The sequence below is a fragment of the Vagococcus sp. genome, assembly GCF_052102835.1.
Lineage (GTDB): Bacteria > Bacillota > Bacilli > Lactobacillales > Vagococcaceae > Vagococcus.
Genome location: NZ_JBQEIL010000005.1, coordinates 26,741 through 46,603, shown reverse-complemented (window position 1 = coordinate 46,603; position 19,863 = coordinate 26,741). Strand labels below are relative to the sequence as shown.

General features: G+C 34.8%; 18 protein-coding genes. 3 read left to right on the top strand and 15 right to left on the bottom strand.

Annotation, left to right across the window (positions count from 1 at the left end; genetic code table 11):
* Positions 1-10: 10 nt before the first annotated feature.
* From ACTJFD_RS06140 to ACTJFD_RS06105, 8 genes are all read right to left on the bottom strand, one after another.
* Positions 11-1,840: an LTA synthase family protein gene (locus ACTJFD_RS06140; protein ID WP_442260403.1), complete on the bottom strand. Its 1,830-nt coding sequence runs from the start codon at positions 1,838-1,840 to the stop codon at positions 11-13.
* A gap of 6 nt (positions 1,841-1,846) precedes the next feature.
* The gene (gene nadE / locus ACTJFD_RS06135; RefSeq protein WP_442260402.1) at positions 1,847-2,692 is read right to left on the bottom strand and encodes an ammonia-dependent NAD(+) synthetase; all 846 of its coding nucleotides are present in this window, start codon (positions 2,690-2,692) and stop codon (positions 1,847-1,849) included.
* A gap of 83 nt (positions 2,693-2,775) precedes the next feature.
* Complete coding sequence (locus ACTJFD_RS06130; RefSeq protein WP_442260400.1) at positions 2,776-3,039, bottom strand: type B 50S ribosomal protein L31; 264 nt, start codon at positions 3,037-3,039, stop codon at positions 2,776-2,778.
* Positions 3,040-3,130: 91 nt separating this feature from the next.
* Positions 3,131-4,402 carry a transcription termination factor Rho gene (rho, locus tag ACTJFD_RS06125; protein WP_442260398.1) on the bottom strand — a complete coding sequence of 424 codons (1,272 nt, stop codon included), beginning with the start codon at positions 4,400-4,402 and terminating at the stop codon, positions 3,131-3,133.
* A gap of 2 nt (positions 4,403-4,404) precedes the next feature.
* Positions 4,405-5,685, bottom strand: a complete 1,281-nt coding sequence (locus ACTJFD_RS06120) for a UDP-N-acetylglucosamine 1-carboxyvinyltransferase (RefSeq protein WP_442260396.1) — start codon at positions 5,683-5,685, stop codon at positions 4,405-4,407.
* 214 nt (positions 5,686-5,899) lie between these two features.
* A complete protein-coding gene (locus tag ACTJFD_RS06115; protein ID WP_442260395.1) occupies positions 5,900-6,766 on the bottom strand; it encodes a class II fructose-bisphosphate aldolase in 867 nt (288 codons plus the stop codon).
* Between the two features lie 136 nt (positions 6,767-6,902).
* Positions 6,903-8,378, bottom strand: coding sequence for an aldehyde dehydrogenase family protein (locus tag ACTJFD_RS06110; protein ID WP_442260394.1), 1,476 nt, complete (start codon positions 8,376-8,378; stop codon positions 6,903-6,905).
* Between the two features lie 158 nt (positions 8,379-8,536).
* On the bottom strand, positions 8,537-10,684 hold the full coding sequence (locus ACTJFD_RS06105) for a serine hydrolase (RefSeq protein ID WP_442260392.1): 2,148 nt from the start codon (positions 10,682-10,684) through the stop codon (positions 8,537-8,539).
* A 311-nt stretch (positions 10,685-10,995) separates the two neighbouring features.
* On the opposite strand from ACTJFD_RS06105, the gene ahpC reads away from it, so the two are divergent.
* Together ahpC and ahpF are read left to right on the top strand one after the other, a co-directional pair.
* Positions 10,996-11,559, top strand: a complete 564-nt coding sequence (gene ahpC / locus ACTJFD_RS06100; RefSeq protein WP_442260391.1) for an alkyl hydroperoxide reductase subunit C — start codon at positions 10,996-10,998, stop codon at positions 11,557-11,559.
* A 15-nt stretch (positions 11,560-11,574) separates the two neighbouring features.
* Entirely contained in the window at positions 11,575-13,101 is a 1,527-nt protein-coding gene (gene ahpF, locus ACTJFD_RS06095) for an alkyl hydroperoxide reductase subunit F (RefSeq protein ID WP_442260390.1), read from the top strand.
* A 47-nt stretch (positions 13,102-13,148) separates the two neighbouring features.
* Here ahpF and ACTJFD_RS06090 read toward each other — a convergent pair whose 3' ends face one another.
* The 7 genes from ACTJFD_RS06090 to ACTJFD_RS06060 form a co-directional block, all read right to left on the bottom strand.
* Positions 13,149-13,580, bottom strand: a complete 432-nt coding sequence (locus ACTJFD_RS06090; protein ID WP_442260388.1) for a GNAT family N-acetyltransferase — start codon at positions 13,578-13,580, stop codon at positions 13,149-13,151.
* Position 13,581: 1 nt separating this feature from the next.
* Positions 13,582-14,541 (bottom strand): permease prefix domain 1-containing protein, encoded by a 960-nt coding sequence (locus tag ACTJFD_RS06085; RefSeq protein WP_442260386.1) that lies wholly within the window; start codon positions 14,539-14,541, stop codon positions 13,582-13,584.
* Positions 14,528-14,869: a PadR family transcriptional regulator gene (locus ACTJFD_RS06080; RefSeq protein ID WP_442260384.1), complete on the bottom strand. Its 342-nt coding sequence runs from the start codon at positions 14,867-14,869 to the stop codon at positions 14,528-14,530. The genes ACTJFD_RS06085 and ACTJFD_RS06080 overlap by 14 nt, the downstream gene beginning before the upstream one ends.
* A gap of 142 nt (positions 14,870-15,011) precedes the next feature.
* The gene (locus tag ACTJFD_RS06075; protein ID WP_442260383.1) at positions 15,012-15,848 is read right to left on the bottom strand and encodes a MetQ/NlpA family ABC transporter substrate-binding protein; all 837 of its coding nucleotides are present in this window, start codon (positions 15,846-15,848) and stop codon (positions 15,012-15,014) included.
* Positions 15,849-15,862: 14 nt separating this feature from the next.
* Entirely contained in the window at positions 15,863-16,549 is a 687-nt protein-coding gene (locus ACTJFD_RS06070) for a methionine ABC transporter permease (protein ID WP_442260381.1), read from the bottom strand.
* A complete protein-coding gene (locus tag ACTJFD_RS06065; RefSeq protein ID WP_442260379.1) occupies positions 16,546-17,277 on the bottom strand; it encodes a methionine ABC transporter ATP-binding protein in 732 nt (243 codons plus the stop codon). Before ACTJFD_RS06065 ends, ACTJFD_RS06070 begins: the two co-directional genes overlap by 4 nt.
* Before the next feature lie 315 nt (positions 17,278-17,592).
* Positions 17,593-17,874: a hypothetical protein gene (locus ACTJFD_RS06060; protein ID WP_442260378.1), complete on the bottom strand. Its 282-nt coding sequence runs from the start codon at positions 17,872-17,874 to the stop codon at positions 17,593-17,595.
* Between the two features lie 315 nt (positions 17,875-18,189).
* Between ACTJFD_RS06060 and ACTJFD_RS06055 the strand changes: the two genes are divergently transcribed.
* Entirely contained in the window at positions 18,190-19,839 is a 1,650-nt protein-coding gene (locus tag ACTJFD_RS06055) for a phosphoenolpyruvate carboxykinase (ATP) (protein WP_442260376.1), read from the top strand.
* The last annotated feature ends 24 nt before the right edge of the window (positions 19,840-19,863 follow it).

Genomic DNA, 19,863 nt, shown 5'->3' with positions numbered 1-19,863 from the left:
CTTCCTCTTCTCACTCAAATAAAGCTTGGCTATATTTTTCACCAGAAACCATATCATATTGAATCAAAGCATATTCACGAAAGATTTCTTCATCATGAGAAGATAACTTCATTTTTGAAGACCAATTCTTATTGATATAATAACTTTCTTTTTCAAATGCTGGTAAAATCGGTCGCAAAGTTTGTAATAACTCATTAAATCCTGTTGTTTTAACTCCCTCTTGTTCACTAACCAAGGCTGGAAAATAAACTGGACTCACTATTGGAACCTGTTGTTTTTGAAGACCTGTTGTTGCTAAAACAAAGTATTCTGTTAAATGCATTGTCTGTTGAGAATTTTGTTTAAGAATACTATCTGGATAAATTGATGGCAAATGATCGCCCCAAAACACTAAAATGCTAGGTCGCTCCAACTTCCCTAACTCGTTGGTGAACTGTTTCAGAGCATCTGAAGTGTAAGCCAAATCTTGCGCATAATTAACAAGGCTAGCTTCATTTTCATTTAAATTAACAGCATAGTCTGTTTCTGCGTACTTAAGATTATAAGGCATATGCGTTTGCATCGTCACCAAATGAACAAATTGAGGCTTCTTAGGATTATCTAAAATATCAAGGACTTCATTGAATGCCGATTCATCTGAGATAAAACCACCATCTGACAGGGCATCTTGGTATTTCATCGTATCTTCTGATAGAAATTTATCAAAGCCTAAAACGTCATAAACTTGATTACGTTTGTACATCGAAGTGTTATATGGATGTATCGCGGTTGAATAATAACCTTGTTCAGCTAATTGTGACACAAGCGAAGGAAATTTTTTCTTTTTAGGCAACAACATTGTATAAGGCGTTGAAAGTTGTGGATTAAAACGCTCCATCGAAAAGCCTGTTAAAGCTTCGAATTCAATGTTAGCTGTGCCACCACCGTACCCTTGCGAAAGCATTTGTCCTTTTATCTGACTTTTGTTCGCAACATCCCAATAATCTTTTAATGGGTCCGGCTTGACTTCAACTCCTTTTAATTGATTCGAATTAGAAAAGCTTTCAGACATTACGTAAATCACATTCGGTTGTTCTGTCAGTTTTTTACTTTTGTTTTTTTCACTCGCTACTTTGTTGTATTTTTTAACAATTTTTTCAATTTCTTCTTTAGAGTAATCTTTAGGTTCATCCATCGGGTCGACCGGCAGATTATAAAGAAAACCGCCGACAAAACCAACATTATAGTAATTCATTTTTTGGCTATACGGAATCCACTTTGCAGTGCGTGTATAAGCTTTTTTTAAAAGATTACCCGGTTGATTAAAATGTCCAATGTAAAATAATGCGATGCCAGATAAAACGAACATGCTAATGCGCGCTATTTGTTTATTCCGACTTAACTTTCTCGATTGATAGATTGAATAAACCAGCAACGAGATAACAAATACGACGACCAAGAGAAAAATAACCATATAAGCTAAGCCCATAATATCTTTAAACATTTTAAATTCAGTTAACATTTTAAAATCTTCTGGATAAACAGGTTCGATTCTTAAGCTCATTTTATAATAATTAACAATCGCTAAAATAGTCGTACTAATTAAATACAATAAATTACCCCAAAAATAAGAACCCGAAACAGTAATAAAAATAATGTCAATCAAAAGTAAAACGCACGTTCCTAGTAAAAATTTTTCTGTATGCCAACTAGTCGCAAATTTAAAAACTAATTCAAAGGAATAGTTATTTTGACTCAATTGGAGATGAAGATGGCTAACTAACACAGTAACTAACGTTAACAAGCTCCAAATTAAAGTATGATAATTCTTTTTATTTTTTTTAAAACGATCGACTCTCATAATAAATTAGTTACCTTTGCCCTGTTTCCAAAATTTTGTATACATCGAAATCGGCAACTGACGTTTGTGCTCTGTAATATCATACCAACCTTCGATTGTTTGGCGGTCTTCTTCACTAACTTCTCTACCTTCTAAATAATCATCGATTGCTTCATACTTTACACCTAAAGCTGTTTCATCAGCTATCATTGGCCGATCTTCTTCTAAATCAGCGGTTGGTACTTTTAAATACAAAGAGGAATCAGCGCCTAAATACGCCAAAACTTGACGTCCTTGACGTTTATTTAAACCGAATAAAGGTAATAAATCAGCCGCTCCATCACCAAACTTGGTATAAAAACCTGTTAAATTTTCTGCTGCATGGTCCGTTCCTAGCACAATCCCTAATCGCTCACCTGCCACTGCATATTGAGCAATCATTCGCGCTCGAGCTTTAACGTTACCCTTATTGTAATCGTGCACAATAATATTAGATTGCTCTAACAATTCTGACTGTAAGGCATCGACCATTGTTTTTATATTTACAACAAGCGACACATCTGGTTGAATAAATTCAATCGCTTTTAACGCATCCACTTCATCGTTTTGAATACCGTAAGGCAAGCGTACCGCTATAAATTGATAACTAGTATCTCCAGTTTCTTCACGAAGTTCGGTAATAGCAAGTTGCGCTATTTTACCAGCTAAAGTCGAATCTTGCCCACCACTAATCCCTAAAACTAAACTCTTAATAAAAGGATGTTTTTTTAAATAGTTTTTCAAAAAGGACACTCGTCTTACAACTTCCTCTTCAGGATTAACTTGCGGTTTAACATGCAATGCTTTAATAATTTTTGTCTGTTTTTCATTCATGATTAGTCACCTCAACTTTTTTTAGTTACATAAATTATAAACAAAAAAGGCTCCTCTGTAAAAAGAGAAGCCAGAAACTGTCATTATTCTGCAGCGTTTGTATCTTTGATACCGTATTTTTTGTTGAAACGGTCGACACGGCCATCTGCTTGAGTGAATTTTTGACGTCCAGTATAAAATGGATGTGAGTCAGAAGTGATTTCCACACGAATTAATGGATATGTTTTTCCGTCTTCCCATTCTACTGTATCTTCAGAATGTTTAGTTGAACCTGATAAAAATTTAAAACCTGTTGTTGAGTCCATAAACACTACTGGATGGTACTCTGGATGAATTCCTTGTTTCATTATTTTCTCTCCTTTGCCCTGAATCATTTGCTGAAACAGAGTTTAATTTAAACCAATTCATATTTTAGCACGAATTACTGAAGTTAGCAATTTATTTTTTAGAAAAAGAGACATCTTTAAATGCTTTGAAAAAATCTTTGTTCGAGTTCGTTTTTCTTAAGAAGTTTAACAACTGATTAGTCACTTCAATTGAATCACCACGCATATTTTTTCTAATTTTCCAGATTTCTTCTAATTGCTCTTGTGGCATTAACAAATCTTCACGACGTGTACCTGAACGTTTGATATCAATTGCTGGGAACACACGGCGTTCTGATAGCTCACGTGATAGATGAAGTTCCATGTTACCCGTTCCTTTGAATTCTTCATAGATAACGTCATCCATACGACTCCCTGTATCAATCAAAGCTGTCGCAAGAATCGTTAGGCTACCACCTTCTTCAATATTACGAGCCGCTCCAAAGAAACGTTTCGGTTTATAGAAGGCCGCAGGGTCAATTCCTCCACTTAGAGTTCGACCACTTGGCGGGATTACTAGGTTATAAGCACGAGCTAAACGAGTAATACTGTCCATCAAAATGACAACATCACGTTTATCTTCAACCAAACGTAGCGCACGTTCTAAAACGAGCTCAGAAACACGCGTATGATTGTCAGGCATCTGGTCAAAAGTAGAAGAGACAACCTCACCTTTCACACTACGTTCAATATCCGTTACTTCCTCTGGGCGCTCATCAATCAATAAAATAATGAGCTCAACCTCAGGATAGTTCTCACTAATTCCATTGGCAATCTCTTTAATGACACTCGTTTTACCCGCTTTGGGAGGTGCAACTATCAAGCCACGTTGTCCAAAACCAACTGGCGCAACTAGATCAATCATTCGAGTGGACATTCTATTTTTTGTCGTTTCTAAAAGAATTGTTTTTTCAGGATATAAAGCTGTTAACGCTGGAAAATGCGGACGTTCTTTAGCTTCTTCCGGATTTTTTCCGTTGACTGATTCAACATGCATTAAACCATAATAACGTTCTGATTCTTTTGGTGGTCTCGCTTTACCAGATACTTTATCCCCATTTCTCAAGCCAAAACGACGAATTTGAGAAGAAGATATATAGATATCTTCCTTACTTGGCATATAGTTAATCGGTCTTAAAAAACCATACCCATCTTGAGAAACAATGTCTAGAACGCCTTCCATCATGAAAAAGCCTTGTTTTTCAGCCTGCGCACGAATAACGGCCAATGACAGTTCTTTTTTATTCATTTGGCTATAATATGGAATTTTAAAAGACTTAGCATATGCATAAATATCTTTTAATGTTTTGCTTTCCAATTCAGCCATCGTTAAGTAATCGCCCATTGCTATCCCTCTTCACTTGAGGTTTCTTCCATTGAAACATCTGCTCCTAATGCTGTCAGTTTTTCAATGATATGATCGTACCCTCTTAATATATTACCAACATTTGAAATCTTAGTTGTTCCTTTCGCCATAATACCTGCAATCACTAAGCAAGCACCCGCACGTAAGTCACTAGCCGTTACTTCTGCTCCTTCTAACTGTAAATCTTTTGTTCCATTTAAAATAATCATATTCCCTTCAACAGTCGCATCGGCACCCATTCGCGCTAATTCAGCAATATGATTGATTCTTTTTTCATAAATAGTATCCATCACAAGACTCTTCCCAGTTGCTGTCAAAAGTAAAGGCGTAATTGGTTGTTGAAGATCGGTGGCAAAACCAGGATAAGGTACTGTCGTTACTTTTATTGGTTTTAATGGATGAGAAGGCAAAATTGTAATATTGTCTTCCTCAATCACCATTTTCACACCCATTTCTTCTAATTTAGATAAGAAGCTTTCAAGATGTTCGTAAATAACATTGTTAACTTTAATTCCATCACCATAAGCAGCCGCTAACGAAAGATATGTTCCTGCTTCGATACGATCGGGTATCATTGCATGACGACAGCCGTGTAATTCTTGGACACCGTCAATTCTAATTTCGTTCGTTCCCGCTCCTCTAATTTGAGCTCCCATATTATTAAGTAAAGTCGCCACATCAATAATCTCAGGCTCTCGAGCCGCATTTTCAATCACGGTACGTCCCTCTGCTTTAACAGATGCTAACATCACATTAATTGTCGCTCCGATTGAAACCATATCCATAAAAATACGGGTTCCTTTTAGTCCTTCTTCTTTTGTTTTCAAGTAAGTTGCGCCATGCTCAGTTGTCACAGTTGCACCCAAAGATTCAAAACCTTTAATATGTAAATCAATCGGACGTGGACCTAGATAACAACCACCTGGTAAACCAACAACACCTTCACCAAATTTCGATAGCAACGCTCCCATAAAATAATACGAAGCCCGCAAGCTATTAATCTTACCACTTGGCATTGGAATAGATACCATATCTGTTGGGTCGATAACCATTGTATTATCCTTAAAAGTAACTTTTACTCCCATCATTTCAAGAATTTCCATCAGAGAGTGCACATCCTGAATATCAGGAACGCCTTCCAAAGTTACTGGCGAATCAGCCAAGATAGCTGCTGGAATCAAAGCAACAGCACTGTTTTTCGCACCACTTATTGTTACTTCACCTTTTAACTTTTTTCCACCATTTATTATCATACGTTTCATATTAATTTAATTTCCTCACTTTACAGTTGAAAAAGCCGCTTAAAAACTCAAGCAGCTAGATTACATTTATTTTAATATCCTCAATCAGTTTATCATAATATCTGCTATAAAAAAAGAGAAATCAACTGTTTCTACTTTCTTAAGGAAAGCAAAAAAAATGATTTGAAAATTTACTGAAATTTTCAAATCATTTTTAAAATTGTAAGGAGTTTAATTATGCTTTGTTTGTAGAACCAAACCACTCACTACGTTCTTTAACTAAGTTAACAACGGCTTGAGTACCAGGTGCTAATAATTTACGAGGGTCAAATCCTTTTCCTTCTAAGTCTTTACCTTCTTCAATATATTTACGAGTTGCTACAGCAAATACTTCTTGACACTCTGTATTTACATTAATTTTTGATACGCCATGAGCGATTGCTTTTTGGATTTGATCTAAAGGAATACCTGATCCACCATGTAACACTAATGGTTTACCATCAGTTACATCAGCAATTGCTTGAAGTGTTTCAAAACTTAAGCCAGTCCAGTTTTCTGGATATGAACCATGAATATTACCAATACCAGCAGCTAAGAAGTCAATTCCAGTATCTGACATTGCTTTACATTCTGCAGGATCTGCTAATTCACCAGAACCAATAATTCCGTCTTCTTCTCCACCAATGCTACCTACTTCACATTCTACTGAAACGCCTTTAGCATGAGCTTTAGCTACAACTTCTTTTGCTTTTTCTAAGTTTTCATCAAATGGTAAGTATGAACCATCGAACATTACTGAAGTATAACCAACTTCGATACATTTTAATGCATCTTCATATTCACCATGGTCTAAGTGTAAAGCAACTGGAACTGTGATTCCCATAGAGTCGATTAAATCTTTTACGATGTCGTAACATACTTGGTAGCCACCCATGTATTTAGCTGCTCCCATAGATGTTTGGATCATAACTGGTGCCTTCGCTTCTTGAGCACCTTGTAAAATTGCTTTTGTCCATTCCAAGTTGTTTGTGTTGAAAGCTCCAACTGCATATTTACCTTCTCTAGCTTTTTTTAACATTTCTGTTGCAGATACTAATGCCATAATTAACTTCCTCCTAATTTTGGATATCCATTTGTTATGCTTATTAACTAACAAGATTATTTTAACAGATTATTAAAAACTTTGCTAGCAAAATCACACTTTTCATGTATTTTTTCAGAAATTTTAAATCGTTAGTTTAATAGAGTCCGAAACCATCTTCACTTGTATCAATATAGATGTTTTTCGTTTGTGTGTACGCTCCCAAAATTTCTTTGTGTGTTTCACGACCAATTCCCGATTTTTTATAACCACCGAATGGCGAGCCAGCTGGTATTTGATTATAAGTATTTACCCAAATACGACCTGTTTCAATCCCACGACTGACTTTCAGCGCAGTATTTAAATTCGTCGTCCAAACACCACCACCTAGACCATAATCAGAATCATTAGCCAATTTAATCACTTCATCCATTGTTTTAAACTTAATGACAACAGCAACTGGGCCAAAGATTTCTTCTTGCGCTACCGTCATATCATTAGTCACATCCGTTAACAATGTTGGCGCAACAAAACACCCATTTGCTAGTTCACCTTGTAATTGATGTCCGCCCGTTAAGATTGTCGCTCCTTCTTTGCGACCTACTTCGACTGCTTCTAATATTTTATCCACTTGACGCTGATTAACTTGAGCTCCCATTTGCGTTTCTGGTTTCCATGCTTCACCCACAACAACTGCTTCAAATTTTTCTTTTAATCTCGCGACAAATTTGTCATAGATTCCTTCTTGTACAAATATTCGAGAACCTGCACAACATACTTGACCTTGGTTAAATAAAATTCCCAGCTCAGCCCCTTCAACTGCCTTATCAAATGGCATATCATCAAAGAAGATGTTAGCTGACTTACCACCCAATTCAAGCGTTGCAGGAATTAATCGGTTAGCCGCCGCTTTAGCAACGTTATAGCCAATTTCGGTTGATCCTGTAAAGGCTAGTTTATTAAAACCTTCATGATGCAACATATACTCTCCAGATTTTGCTCCCTTACCAGTAATCACATTTAGAACACCTTTTGGCAACATTGGACCAATAATTTTAGTCATTTCTAATAAACTAAGTGATGTTGAAGATGACGGATGGATCACAATTGTATTTCCAGCTGCCAATGCAGGTGCTATCTTCCAAGCTGCCATCAAAATCGGAAAGTTCCAAGGGATAATTTGACCAACAACTCCCACTGGTTCTTGAATCACGATACTTAACGTATTTTCATCAAAAACTTGAGCCGATCCTTCTTCACTGCGAATCACGCCTGCAAAATATCTAAAATGATCGGCAGCCAAAGGAACATCGACTGTTGTTGTTTCACGAATTGGTTTCCCATTATCCATTGTTTCAACCATTGCCAAATGATCCAACTTAGCATCTATTGCATCCGCTATTTTTAATAATAAATTACTTCGTTCAACAAGTGCCATTTTTTTCCACTCTGGTAAAGCAGCTTGAGCAGCTTCAACTGCTAAATCTACATCTTCATCAACAGCATCTACAAATTCGGCTAATTTTTGATTATTACTTGGTGCATAACTTGTAATCAGTTCGTTCCCTTTTCCTGGCGTCCACTCACCGTTAATAAACAAACCATACTTTTTGTCTAAGTCTACAAATTCCATCAATAAAGACCTCCTCATATTTTTACAATCTTTGGTATAGTTAGAATTGTAAACGGTTTATAAATAAAGTCAAGCGAATTGTTTGTTATTATTTTCACTTAAAAAAGATGCGTTAAAAAAAGGATAAAATCATTGTTCTTTGATTTTATCCTTACTCTTTATTTTAAAATTTGATAAACATCACGAGAAAGATTAGAAATAACCTCATAGCTCGTGTTGTTTTTAGTCATCACTGAAATAACATAAGGGCTTTTACTATAAACAACACCTACATCATGACGATAATGGCCAACATCACCAATTTTATGTGCTACTTGTACTGGTAAATATTTTGGAATACGTTGCTGGTCAAATACCGTGTTTTGTAAATAGCCCATCACACGACCACCTTGTTGATACATTTTACGCATTAGAAGTCCGTTTTCTTTAGGTGAAATTAAGAATGGACTTTGCCATTGTCGGCCAATAACTCCGGAAATTTCTTGACGCATCGTTGCATTATATTTTCCAGCACCATAATAGGCTAAAAAATTCGCTCCTTGATTGTCCGAGTACTTCGCCGTCCAATTCATGACTTGATCGATTGAATAATATCCTCCAAAAGCTTTTCCTTGCATGATACCTGCGCCACCACTTTGATAAGAAAGTGGCATTTGATTAATCGCATTCGTATACCGAAATTTTTGATAAGGATTAAGTCGTTTTTCATTGATCATTTTTTGTGTATAATACATCGCTGGTAACTTGCCCGTACTTGCAGCCGTCATTTGGCGCGTACTGTATCGCGAAGCACTTGAACCATCTTCTAAACTCACAATATAAACACCTAGATTACTTGATGAATAACGTTGATTTAACAAAGTTTGAACTTTTTTCATTTTTTCTGCTTGACCTGTATAAATCATCGTTGCACCTGTATTTAAATAACCATACCATTTTCCTTTATTGTCATAAACACTATAATAAATAGAACCATTAAAATGTTGATATTTACCACGCGCCATTAAGACACGCTGATAAACCTCACTTGTTTTGCCTTTACTTTGCCAATCAAACCCTTGCCAAAACTGATAATTTTTATTCGTTATTTTAACCTCTTTCCAAAAGGGTTGATAACTTCCTTGAGCTCCTGTCGTTAACTGAGTCGCTTGCGCATTAATATATCCTTGCCATTTTCCTTTGCCATCATATAAAGAATAGTAGAGTGGTCCATTAAAATGGCGATACATCCCTTTAACCAAGAGTGTTTTATTTTTAAATGCTTGGCTTTTTCCTTTAGCTTTCCATGAAAAATTAGACCATGTGGTGTAGTTACCGTTGGTTACAGTAACATAACGATTTAAAGGTTGATAGACCCCTTGCGGACCAGTCACGCTATTTAAATCATCTTCGGTCATATACCCTTGCCATTTTCCTTGATAGTCATATAAAGAAAAATAAACTTTGCCGTCAAAATGATAGTACTTGCCTTGAGCTTTTAATGTTTTACCAAACAATTGCCCCGTATTGTTTCTTAAATTTCCTTTAAAATCATTAAAAGAATGGTGATTCTCATTTGTAACGGTTACATATTTACCAAATGATAAATAATGACCTTGTGGCCCTGCAGCAAATTCTGCTTTCTCTTCATGAACATAACCAATTAGTTCATTTTGTCTATTAAATAACGATAAATAACTTTTACCATTACTATGATTGAACTTTTGACGAGCGTGTAATGTTTGATTCGCTAATTCTTTTAAACTAATTTTATCTTTCTCATCAAAATTAAGATAGACTTTATTCTCTGATGTGAATTTAGACATATAACGATCAAAATTTAATGCCATTCCTTCTGGCTGATTCGTAAGCGCCAGGGCACTTTCCTCAACGTAACCAATAAAAATGGCGCTCGCTTGATACAATCCAATATAATTTTTTTCTTGGTGGACTAACCGTTCTTTTGCATACAGCGTTTGCTGATACCAATCAGACGTCGTTCCCGTTTTTTCCTTGTCAAAATCTTTCCACATTGGAAAATCTTTTTTTAAAACAGTTGCATAAGTTTCTTTTTCAAAGTTTTCTAATCGATTTTCTACTTCTACTTCAATCCTTTTTTCTGACTCTGTTTCTGTCGTTGTTTCACTGCTTGACAGAGTCGAACTCTCAGCTGTTAAAGATGTTTCCATTGTTGTGTTTTCTAATGTCTGAAGTAACGAACTTGTATTTTCGCTAGAGTTTTCTTCTGCCTTTACGGCGATATCAAACTGCGAAAAACAAAATATAACAACACTTAAAAAAAACAAACGCATTCTTTTTCCTCTCATTTTTCCACCTCTTTTTATTAAAATAAAATACCCTATTTCTTCTATTAGTATAAACTATATCAGTGAAAAACTAAATACAATCTCTTCGTATTGATTCTCAATAGATACTAAACAGCTCTAAATACACTTAATTAAAACAACGTTACTTAACTATATTTTAAAATTGATATATCAAGCCATTTAAAACCTTTTTAAATTTATTTTCGTTATTTATTTATTTTTAGATTTGACTTATATCAATTATTTATTTATAATTATTGCAAAGAGCGGATGAATCATTTCGCTTTAAAATATTAGGAGGTCGTTTTTTTATGTCATTAATTGGAAAAGAAGTTGTAGAGTTTCAAGCAGAAGCTTATCGTCAAGGTAAGTTCATCACTATCTCAAGTGAAGATTTTAAAGGTCAATGGAGCATTGTTTGTTTCTATCCTGCTGACTTTACATTTGTTTGTCCAACTGAATTGGAAGATTTACAAGAACAATACCCTACCTTAAAAGATTTAGGTGTGGAAGTTTATTCATGTTCAACAGATACACACTTTACTCATAAAGCATGGCATGATTCTTCAGAAGCCATCAACAAAATTCAATATACTATGGTTGGAGACCCTTCTCATCATATTTCTCGTTCCTTTGAAGTTTTAGATGAAGAATCTGGTTTGGCACAACGTGGTACTTTTATCATTGATCCAGATGGAATTATTCAAATGGTTGAAATTAATGCAGACGGTATTGGCCGTGACGCAAGTGCTTTAATCGATAAAATTCGTGCAGCACAATACGTTCGTGAAAACCCAGGTGAAGTTTGTCCTGCTAAATGGAAAGAAAGCGGACAAACATTAAAACCAAGTTTCGACCTAGTAGGAAAAATTTAAGGAGCTAAATAAAATATGTTTGATAAACAGACCATAGAACAATTAAATCAGTACCTTGCTTTACTTGAATCAGATATTGTTTTCAAGGCGAGTTTAGATGAAAGTGAATCTTCAAAAAAAGTGAGAACTTTCTTGGAGGAGGTAGTTGCACTTTCTCCTCGTTTAACTTTAGTTGAAACAAAGCTAGTGAGAACACCTAGTTTCGAAATTCAACAGCCCCAAGGAGACAGCGGTGTTTGCTTCGCTGGAATACCGATGGGTCACGAATTTTCTTCATTCATATTAGCTTTATTACAAGTAAGTGGTCGACCACCTAAAATTGAAAAACCTTTAGTCGCTGCGATTAAATCAATCAAACAAAATTTAAATTTCGAAACTTATATCAGTTTAACGTGTCATAACTGTCCTGATGTTGTCCAAGCCTTAAATATTATGGCTGTTTTAAATCCGAAGATCACTCACACTATGATTGACGGCAGTATGTATCAACAGGAAGTTGAGAATAAAAAAATCATGGCCGTTCCAGCAGTTTACTTAAATGAAGAACCTTTTGCAAACGGTCGAATTACAATAGAAGAAATTGTCGAAAAATTAGGGGGATCTGAAAATCTAAACGATGTATCAGACCGAGGTGTTTTTGATGTTCTGGTTGTCGGTGGAGGTCCTGCTGGGGCTAGCGCTGCCATTTATGCTGCTCGTAAAGGAATTGCCACTGGCATGGTTGTTGATACGTTTGGAGGACAAGTTCTAGATACTTTAGGAATCGAGAATATGGTAGGGACACCTTATACTGAAGGTCCTCAATTAATGCGTCAAGTTGAAGAACATGTCCAACAATACGATGTCGATATTATGAAAGGACAGCGTGCTAAAGATATTCAAAAAAAGGAATACATTGAAGTTACTTTAGAAAACGGTCAAACACTTAAAACTAAAAGTGCTATTTTGTCAACGGGGGCTCGTTGGCGTAATATCAATGTTCCTGGGGAAACTGAGTTAAAAAACAAAGGGGTCGCTTATTGTCCTCACTGTGATGGACCATTATTTGCTGGAAAAGAAGTTGCTGTCATTGGGGGCGGTAACTCAGGGATTGAAGCTGCTATTGATTTAGCTGGTCTTGTTAAGCATGTATATGTTATTGAATTCTTACCAGAATTAAAGGCCGACGACGTGTTACAAAAGAAATTACATACTCTTAAAAACGTAACAGTCATTACAAATGCAGCCACACAAGAAATCACAGGGACAGACCAAGTTAATGGTTTGGTCTACCAAGATCGTTCGTCTACTACAACACACACCCTTGACGTTGAGGGGGTCTTTATTCTAATTGGATTAGTACCTAATACAGAGTGGTTACCTGAAACAATTGAAACCAACAATCGTGGTGAAGTTATCGTCGATGCACAAGGGATGACTAATATACCTGGCATCTTCTCTGCTGGCGATTGCACCAATAGTGCTTATAAACAAATCATTATTTCTATGGGCTCTGGTGCAACTGCTTCCTTAGGAGCTTTTGATTACCTTATCCGTCAATAAAAAAACAGTTATGCTTATCTTTTAATTAAGATAAACATAACTGTTTTTTATTTTCTTTTCCAAACAAGATATTCTTCAATTTCCATTGTTTCACTATCTATACTTTCTTCTTGTTTCTTAAAACCATGCTTGTTATAAAAAGCGACTGCTCCTTTATTCTTTTGATAGACATGTAACATTAAAGAAGATTTCTTTTTCGCTTCATTTAATAATTGAGTTCCTATTCCTTTCTCTCGCTCTGAAGAACTTACAAATAGGCCAGCAATATAATTGTCAGATAAACCTAAAAATCCGCTAATTTTATTTTTTCTTTTATAAACAATTATTTTAGCCAACGGCAAAGACGCTTTAACACTTTCAAAATGTATTTCCCAATAATCAGGAGAAATAAAATCATGCGCTTCTTGATTACTATATAACCAAATTTCCATTAATTCGTCTCGCTCTTTTTCTGTCATATTTTCTATAATCTCAATCATATTATGACTCCCATAACTGGCTCAAAATACCGCCCACCGGAAAGATTAACCAGGAAACACCAAATCCTCCTGGTAAGAAGAACCCCCAAATAAAGAATACTAGCGTTACCAATGGCCAAAAGATTGAATCTATTTTGTGCACTAGCTTCATTTTTTTTGCTTCTTCTTCTGTTGGTTGTTGCGACAAACCTTGTGTTAGCAATAAAGTAAACGTTCCATTGTGTACCCCTGCATAAATGAATAGCCAAACACCAAACGAAGCAATTGCTAACATTAAAGCAACCGCTAGTAATACGCCATCTCCACTAGTGCTAATGTAGAGTGTAAATAATAAAGGAAAAACTGAAACAAGACAAAGGACCACTCCGACTGTGATACTAAAAGCAAATGTTTTCGAAAAGTCTTGTTGTAGCTTCGCAGTTTCTTCGCGTGCTTCTCGTGTTAACACAAAGGGATGCGTCAAATATTCAAATTTGCTATTCTGAAAACCTCCCATAATGAAAAAAACAACACCTAATACAAGAAACATAAACATAATAATTAAACCTATAAAAGTCAGCCAAAAAAGGTGAAACACTAATAATGACGCAACACCTAATGCACAAAGAATCACACCTAACCCGATTTTCATAGCGACTGAACGTTTTTCTGCTAAAATATCTAAGACTGTTTCTTCATTTAATACTGGCAATTTCGGTTGATTTTCTTCGAATTCGCCATCATAATATTCATCAACCCTCTCAGCTTTTCTTTCAAGATTAAGTTCTTCTAAAACTTCATCAATCGAACCAAATTCTGAGATTACTTGATCGACAGCTTCATTCTCGGTAGAACCCTTTTTAATTAATTCAAGATATTTATCTTCCATGTTAGCCAAAATATCAATTTTTAATTGCCTTAATTCTTCCGTTTTAGGTAAATGAAGAAACATGGTTTCTACATAGTTTTTAATTGTATTCATTTTGATTTCCTCCTAAAAATTGAGTGACAACTTCTTGCGTGATTTTCCATTCCTTTTTTTTATCCTCTAAAAATTGGAGACCTTCTCGAGTAATTCGATAATACGTTCTTTTTTTTCCATTGGTTTCATTACCAGGATATGACGTAATCAAGCCACCTTTTTTCAACCGAGTAAACGCAGAGTAAAGAGTTGTTTCTTTAATTACATATTTTTCTTCTGAACCTTCCCTAATTTTCTTTGAAAGCTCATAACCGTATGAATCTCCTTCTGCAAGAATTGAAAGAATGATGGGATCGTTATACCCTCGGATGACATCGCTACTTATCATTTCATCACCTCATCTTTACTACGACTGTCATACTACGTCTGTCGTAGTAATTATAATCTACCATGTTTTCTACTTTTAGACAAGAAAAAAACCTCATGATTAAATTATCTACTTAATCATGTAGGTCTTTTAAACTATTTTTTTAGAAAGAAGGTATCAATGAAACTTTTTCTTCTTTTTCAAAATACTCACGAACAGGTTCACTAGCAACTGCTTTTTTCAAAACTTTAATTTTTTTAGAATCTTTATTATCTTCACGTGCTACCACACTAATTGCAAAAGGTTGTTCAGATGGTTTTTCTAAAAAGATTGCATCTGCCGGTGTTAAGCCAATTTTAGTTAGGTAAGTTGGATAGTTGTAAACTAAAACCATGCCTTTTTCATCATAAGCTGAAGCTAAATTTAATAAATCCAACTCTACAAATTCAAAGTTTTTAGGATTTTCTATCACATCTTTAACAGTACCATTATAACCAACGCCATCTTTAAGCTTGATTAATCCTTTTTCGTCTAAGATAGCTAGTGCACGACCTTGGTTAGATTTATCATTTGGAATCGCCACTTTTCCGCCATCCGGAAGTTCCTCAATCGTTTTATAATCTTTTGAATAAAAACCAACTTTAGCATCGTAAACTTTTTGAACGACAACTAAGTTTGCTTTATTTGCTTTATTGTAAGCTTCCATAAACGGACCATGTTGTGAAAAGTTTGCATCGACTTCTTTTTCTTGTAAAAGTTTATTATATTGGACATTGTCATTCACACGAACCATTTTAATTTTATAGCCTTCTTTTTCTGCTTCTTTTTCCGCAATTTTTAATATTTTTTCAGTCGAATCTAGCGCTGAAGCAACTGTAATCACTTTATCTTCTTTTTTTTCCTCTTTATTGGCTGCTTTGCTTGCGCTTTGAGAAGAACATCCTGCTAATAATAAACTTAAACTTGCCACACCTAATAATAATTTACTCATTTTTTTCATCTTTCATTCCACTCCTAAAATATTTTTCGTTTGTCTAAATAATTGGCTAATGCTGTCCCACCTTTTTGAATACAAATAACACTAATAATCATTACAATAATCGTGACATACATTAGTTCATACTCATAGGATTGATAACCATAACGAATGGCAAAATCACCAATTCCTCCTCCACCAACAACTCCCATTATCGTTGAATAAGAAACCATTCCTATTGTGACCGTTGTAAAACCTAAAACTAAACTCGAGCGTGATTCAACATATAAAAAATTTAAAATCAATTGACGGGTTGAAGCTCCTAATGATTTTGCTAATTCAACTGTTTCTCGAGGAACATCCAGTAATGCTTGTTCCACCATTCGAGCGTAGTTCGCAATCGCAACAAAACATAAGGGAAAGGCAGCTGCCATCGTTCCAAAAGATGTTCCTAAAATAATACGTGTTAACGGGATAATCGAAACAACAAACAGTAGAAATGGAAAAGAACGAATCACATCCACGTATAGATTGATCAAGCTACTGACAAATTGCATCCGTTTACTTTGATAATAATTAATTGTTTTTAAATACATCATGGTTCCCATTGGTAAACCAATTAATAAAGCGGCTAACATTGACACAATAATCATCACCAACGTTTGACCCAAAGCAGAGAGTATTTCAGTTTGATAAGCACTTACCTTTGTTACTATTTCTGTCATGATAGGTACCTCAACGCTTTCTCATAATAAGATTCGTCACGAACGACAACTTCTTCATTAGCCACATCAACCACTGACAATAAATGACCATTTTCCATAATCGCAGCACAATCACACCAACGTTTAATTAATTCTAATTCATGACTCACAAAAACAATCGTCGTTTCAAATTCTTTTTGAGTTTGCTTCAACAATGCCATCACATCTTCGCCATTGTGCTCATCCAAAGCAGACGTGGGTTCATCACAAAGCAGAATTTTAGGTTGTGTAGCCAACGCTCTTGCAATCGCAACTCTTTGTTTTTGCCCCCCACTCAACTGGCTAGGATATTTATCTTTGTGATCTGACATTCCCACAAAATCTAACATGTCATTGATAATATTGAAATTTTTCTTTCCTTGAATTTTAAGAGATAGTTCAATATTTTTCTGAACCGTCATGTTTTGCAATAAATTAAATTGTTGAAAGACCATCCCTATTTTTTGAATTATTTTTCGTTTTTCTTTGGTTGAAATACCTCCAACACTTTGTTCAGCAATCAAAATTTGACCTTTAGTTGGATTTTCAAGGCCATTAATAAGCCGTAATAACGTTGACTTACCCGATCCACTCGCACCAACTAACCCAAAAAACTCGTTTTTTCGAATAGTTAGTGAAACATTATCTAATGCTATAATTTGATTGTCTTTTTGATAAAATTCTTTCGAAACCTTTTTAAATTCAATCATTCTCTTCATCCTAAGACTTAGTTTTTTATCCAAGGCGTCCCCTGTACACACACTATCTTACTAATTTTCACAGATTTAGCAAAATTCCAATCTGCTATCTACCTAAAAAACTAACCTTTAAAAAAACATAAAAATAAGAAAGCCTATCATTAAGGCTTTCTTATTTTTATAAAAACATAAATAAAGAACAATATTGTTTTTCTTTTTCACTTAGTGTAAAAAGGGATCATCTTATATTACCCTTGCGATAGTTGATTTCCAGTTAAAAAAGTAGATAGAACAGTTCTATTGCAAAATTAAAAACAAAAAAAGACTTTATTTAATTTTTGAATCTTTTAATTCTTTATAACCATTAGATAGAATTAAAAAGACGATATAAATACAAGGAATACATATACCTATTAACAATAATTTTATATACCAAGGTGCACTAGATAAACTTATTATTATAGTTATATAAAGCAAGTATATAATAAAAATTGATATTAAAATTACCAATAATGCTACAACTATATTTCTTATTACTGTATTTTTTATTTTCAAAACGAAAAGAAATATCTCTTCAAAAAAAATTAAAATTAATTCTAATACACCCATAAGCTATTCTCCTTATTATTAAAAATCTATCCAACCGTTATTTCTAACTTTATTATTTCTAACTTTATCATTTCTATCAATTAATGTGGCAATAGTTAAATCCGGATTCGCAATAGCTACTGCAGATTTAGATAAGCCCTTTGCAAGATATGAAAATCTTTGCAACAGAACCGAAATGAACGGTAAAAAACGATATTGTTCTCCTAATCATTCACAAAATAAACTAAAGTGTTATAATAAAGGTGTTACAAACCTCGTCAATCTGACAAATATAAAGTTAATTGTTTTTTAATTTAATTAAGGAGAGCGATGAAAATGTCAAGCACACAATTTTTTAAGAAAGCAGAGATTAATAAAAATAATCCTATGTTTTCTGATTTTAAAACGACGATTGAAACTTTTTTCTATGGTAACAATGTAGAAATGCTACAATCTTTAACCGATTCCTATAAATTGGCTGCTCAAGCATCAGGAACAATCGTGACTGATTTAAAAATTGAGTCTCCTGAAGAATTAGGATTGCCACATAATGCAAAAGTTTTAGTGCATAACGATGGTGCCGTTGTTGGTCGAACAGCTGCCGCTAGAAGGGTGATCGGCCAACCAGGTGTCAATCAAACGGACCTGCTAAAAATAGTAAGATCAGCCCTTTTTAATCGAAGAACAACCTCTTTTATCAAGACAAAGGTTGTCGTTGGACTAGATCAAGACTTTATGCTTCAGTCTCATCTCATACTACCAAAGGGTTATGAAGCAACACTCTACTCCTATAATCTTAACTTCCAGTATTTAACAGAAGAGATCAAAAAAGAATATACTAACTCAAAACACTATGACGTTCCTGATCTTTACATTTATGGAGATCCAGACTGGACACATCCGGATTATCCGCAAGGCTTAGCTATTTTTGATCCTGAACATAATGTCGCTGCAATACTTGGTTTACCTTATTTTGGTGAATTTAAAAAGGCTACCTTAACCCTTGCTTGGGCTTCTGCCCATCGGAATGGTTATACTGCCTGTCACGGTGGCATGAAACAATATCTTCTAAAAAATCAAGCACCAAAAACAATCGCAACATTCGGTCTTTCAGGTTCCGGAAAATCTACCCTTACTTTATCTGATCATCAAGGGGCCTATATGATTAAAGTTTTACACGATGATGCCTTTATTATTAATCAAAAAAACGGAAGTTCTTATGCTCTTGAACCGAGTTATTTTGATAAAACACAAGATTATCCATCAAGTCATCCTGATGTTGACTACTTTTTAACTTGCCAAAATATTGGAGTTACCTTAAATGAAAAACAAGAGAAAGTCCTCGTGACTGAAGATATTCGTAATGGTAACGGGAGAACAGTTAAATCTCGTCTTCTTATACCTAATCGTGTGAATAAATTAACAAGCGCGATTGATATGGTTTTTTTCATTATGAAAGACGACACACTTCCTCCTGTAATTAAAATAAAAGAGCCATACTTAGCCGCGAGTTTTGGAGCAACCCTTGCAACGAAGAGGTCTTCAGCAGAAAATATCGTGGGCGCCAATTTTGATCAACTGGTCTATGAACCCTTTGCCAACCCATTTCGTGTCTATCCACTCATTGAAGATTACCAAGATTTTTTAAATTTATTTGATGAATTAGAAACCCAGTGTTTCGTTATTAATACAGATGCTTTTGGCAGCATTGATATTGGGCCTGAAGTCACTCTAGATAGCATCGCGGAAATCGTTGAAAACAAAGCGACTTTTAAACCATTCGGAAAAACAAAAAGCATTGATTATCTTGACGTTAAAGGTTATGAACCTAATTTTTCTAATCCTGATTACTTAAACCGGTTAAATACAAGGTTACTAGCAAGAGTTGATTTTCTTAAAGAATTGGATGAAAAAAATAAAGGTTATAATGCCTTACCTCTTCAAGCACGTACCGTCATTGAAACTTTAATAGATGACCTAAGTTAAAATCGAATCTACTGATACAACATC

Excerpts from the sequence above, each read along its gene's own strand:
- ACTJFD_RS06140 (WP_442260403.1), bottom strand. The coding sequence starts at position 1,840 with ATGAGAGTCGATCGTTTTAAAAAAAATAAAAAGAATTATCATACTTTA.
- nadE (WP_442260402.1), bottom strand. The coding sequence starts at position 2,692 with ATGAATGAAAAACAGACAAAAATTATTAAAGCATTGCATGTTAAACCG.
- ACTJFD_RS06130 (WP_442260400.1), bottom strand. The coding sequence starts at position 3,039 with ATGAAACAAGGAATTCATCCAGAGTACCATCCAGTAGTGTTTATGGAC.
- rho (WP_442260398.1), bottom strand. The coding sequence starts at position 4,402 with ATGGGCGATTACTTAACGATGGCTGAATTGGAAAGCAAAACATTAAAA.
- ACTJFD_RS06120 (WP_442260396.1), bottom strand. The coding sequence starts at position 5,685 with ATGAAACGTATGATAATAAATGGTGGAAAAAAGTTAAAAGGTGAAGTA.
- ACTJFD_RS06115 (WP_442260395.1), bottom strand. The coding sequence starts at position 6,766 with ATGGCATTAGTATCTGCAACAGAAATGTTAAAAAAAGCTAGAGAAGGT.
- ACTJFD_RS06110 (WP_442260394.1), bottom strand. The coding sequence starts at position 8,378 with ATGGAATTTGTAGACTTAGACAAAAAGTATGGTTTGTTTATTAACGGT.
- ACTJFD_RS06105 (WP_442260392.1), bottom strand. The coding sequence starts at position 10,684 with ATGAGAGGAAAAAGAATGCGTTTGTTTTTTTTAAGTGTTGTTATATTT.
- ahpC (WP_442260391.1), top strand. The coding sequence starts at position 10,996 with ATGTCATTAATTGGAAAAGAAGTTGTAGAGTTTCAAGCAGAAGCTTAT.
- ahpF (WP_442260390.1), top strand. The coding sequence starts at position 11,575 with ATGTTTGATAAACAGACCATAGAACAATTAAATCAGTACCTTGCTTTA.
- ACTJFD_RS06090 (WP_442260388.1), bottom strand. The coding sequence starts at position 13,580 with ATGATTGAGATTATAGAAAATATGACAGAAAAAGAGCGAGACGAATTA.
- ACTJFD_RS06085 (WP_442260386.1), bottom strand. The coding sequence starts at position 14,541 with ATGAATACAATTAAAAACTATGTAGAAACCATGTTTCTTCATTTACCT.
- ACTJFD_RS06080 (WP_442260384.1), bottom strand. The coding sequence starts at position 14,869 with ATGATAAGTAGCGATGTCATCCGAGGGTATAACGATCCCATCATTCTT.
- ACTJFD_RS06075 (WP_442260383.1), bottom strand. The coding sequence starts at position 15,848 with ATGAAAAAAATGAGTAAATTATTATTAGGTGTGGCAAGTTTAAGTTTA.
- ACTJFD_RS06070 (WP_442260381.1), bottom strand. The coding sequence starts at position 16,549 with ATGACAGAAATAGTAACAAAGGTAAGTGCTTATCAAACTGAAATACTC.
- ACTJFD_RS06065 (WP_442260379.1), bottom strand. The coding sequence starts at position 17,277 with ATGATTGAATTTAAAAAGGTTTCGAAAGAATTTTATCAAAAAGACAAT.
- ACTJFD_RS06060 (WP_442260378.1), bottom strand. The coding sequence starts at position 17,874 with ATGGGTGTATTAGAATTAATTTTAATTTTTTTTGAAGAGATATTTCTT.
- ACTJFD_RS06055 (WP_442260376.1), top strand. The coding sequence starts at position 18,190 with ATGTCAAGCACACAATTTTTTAAGAAAGCAGAGATTAATAAAAATAAT.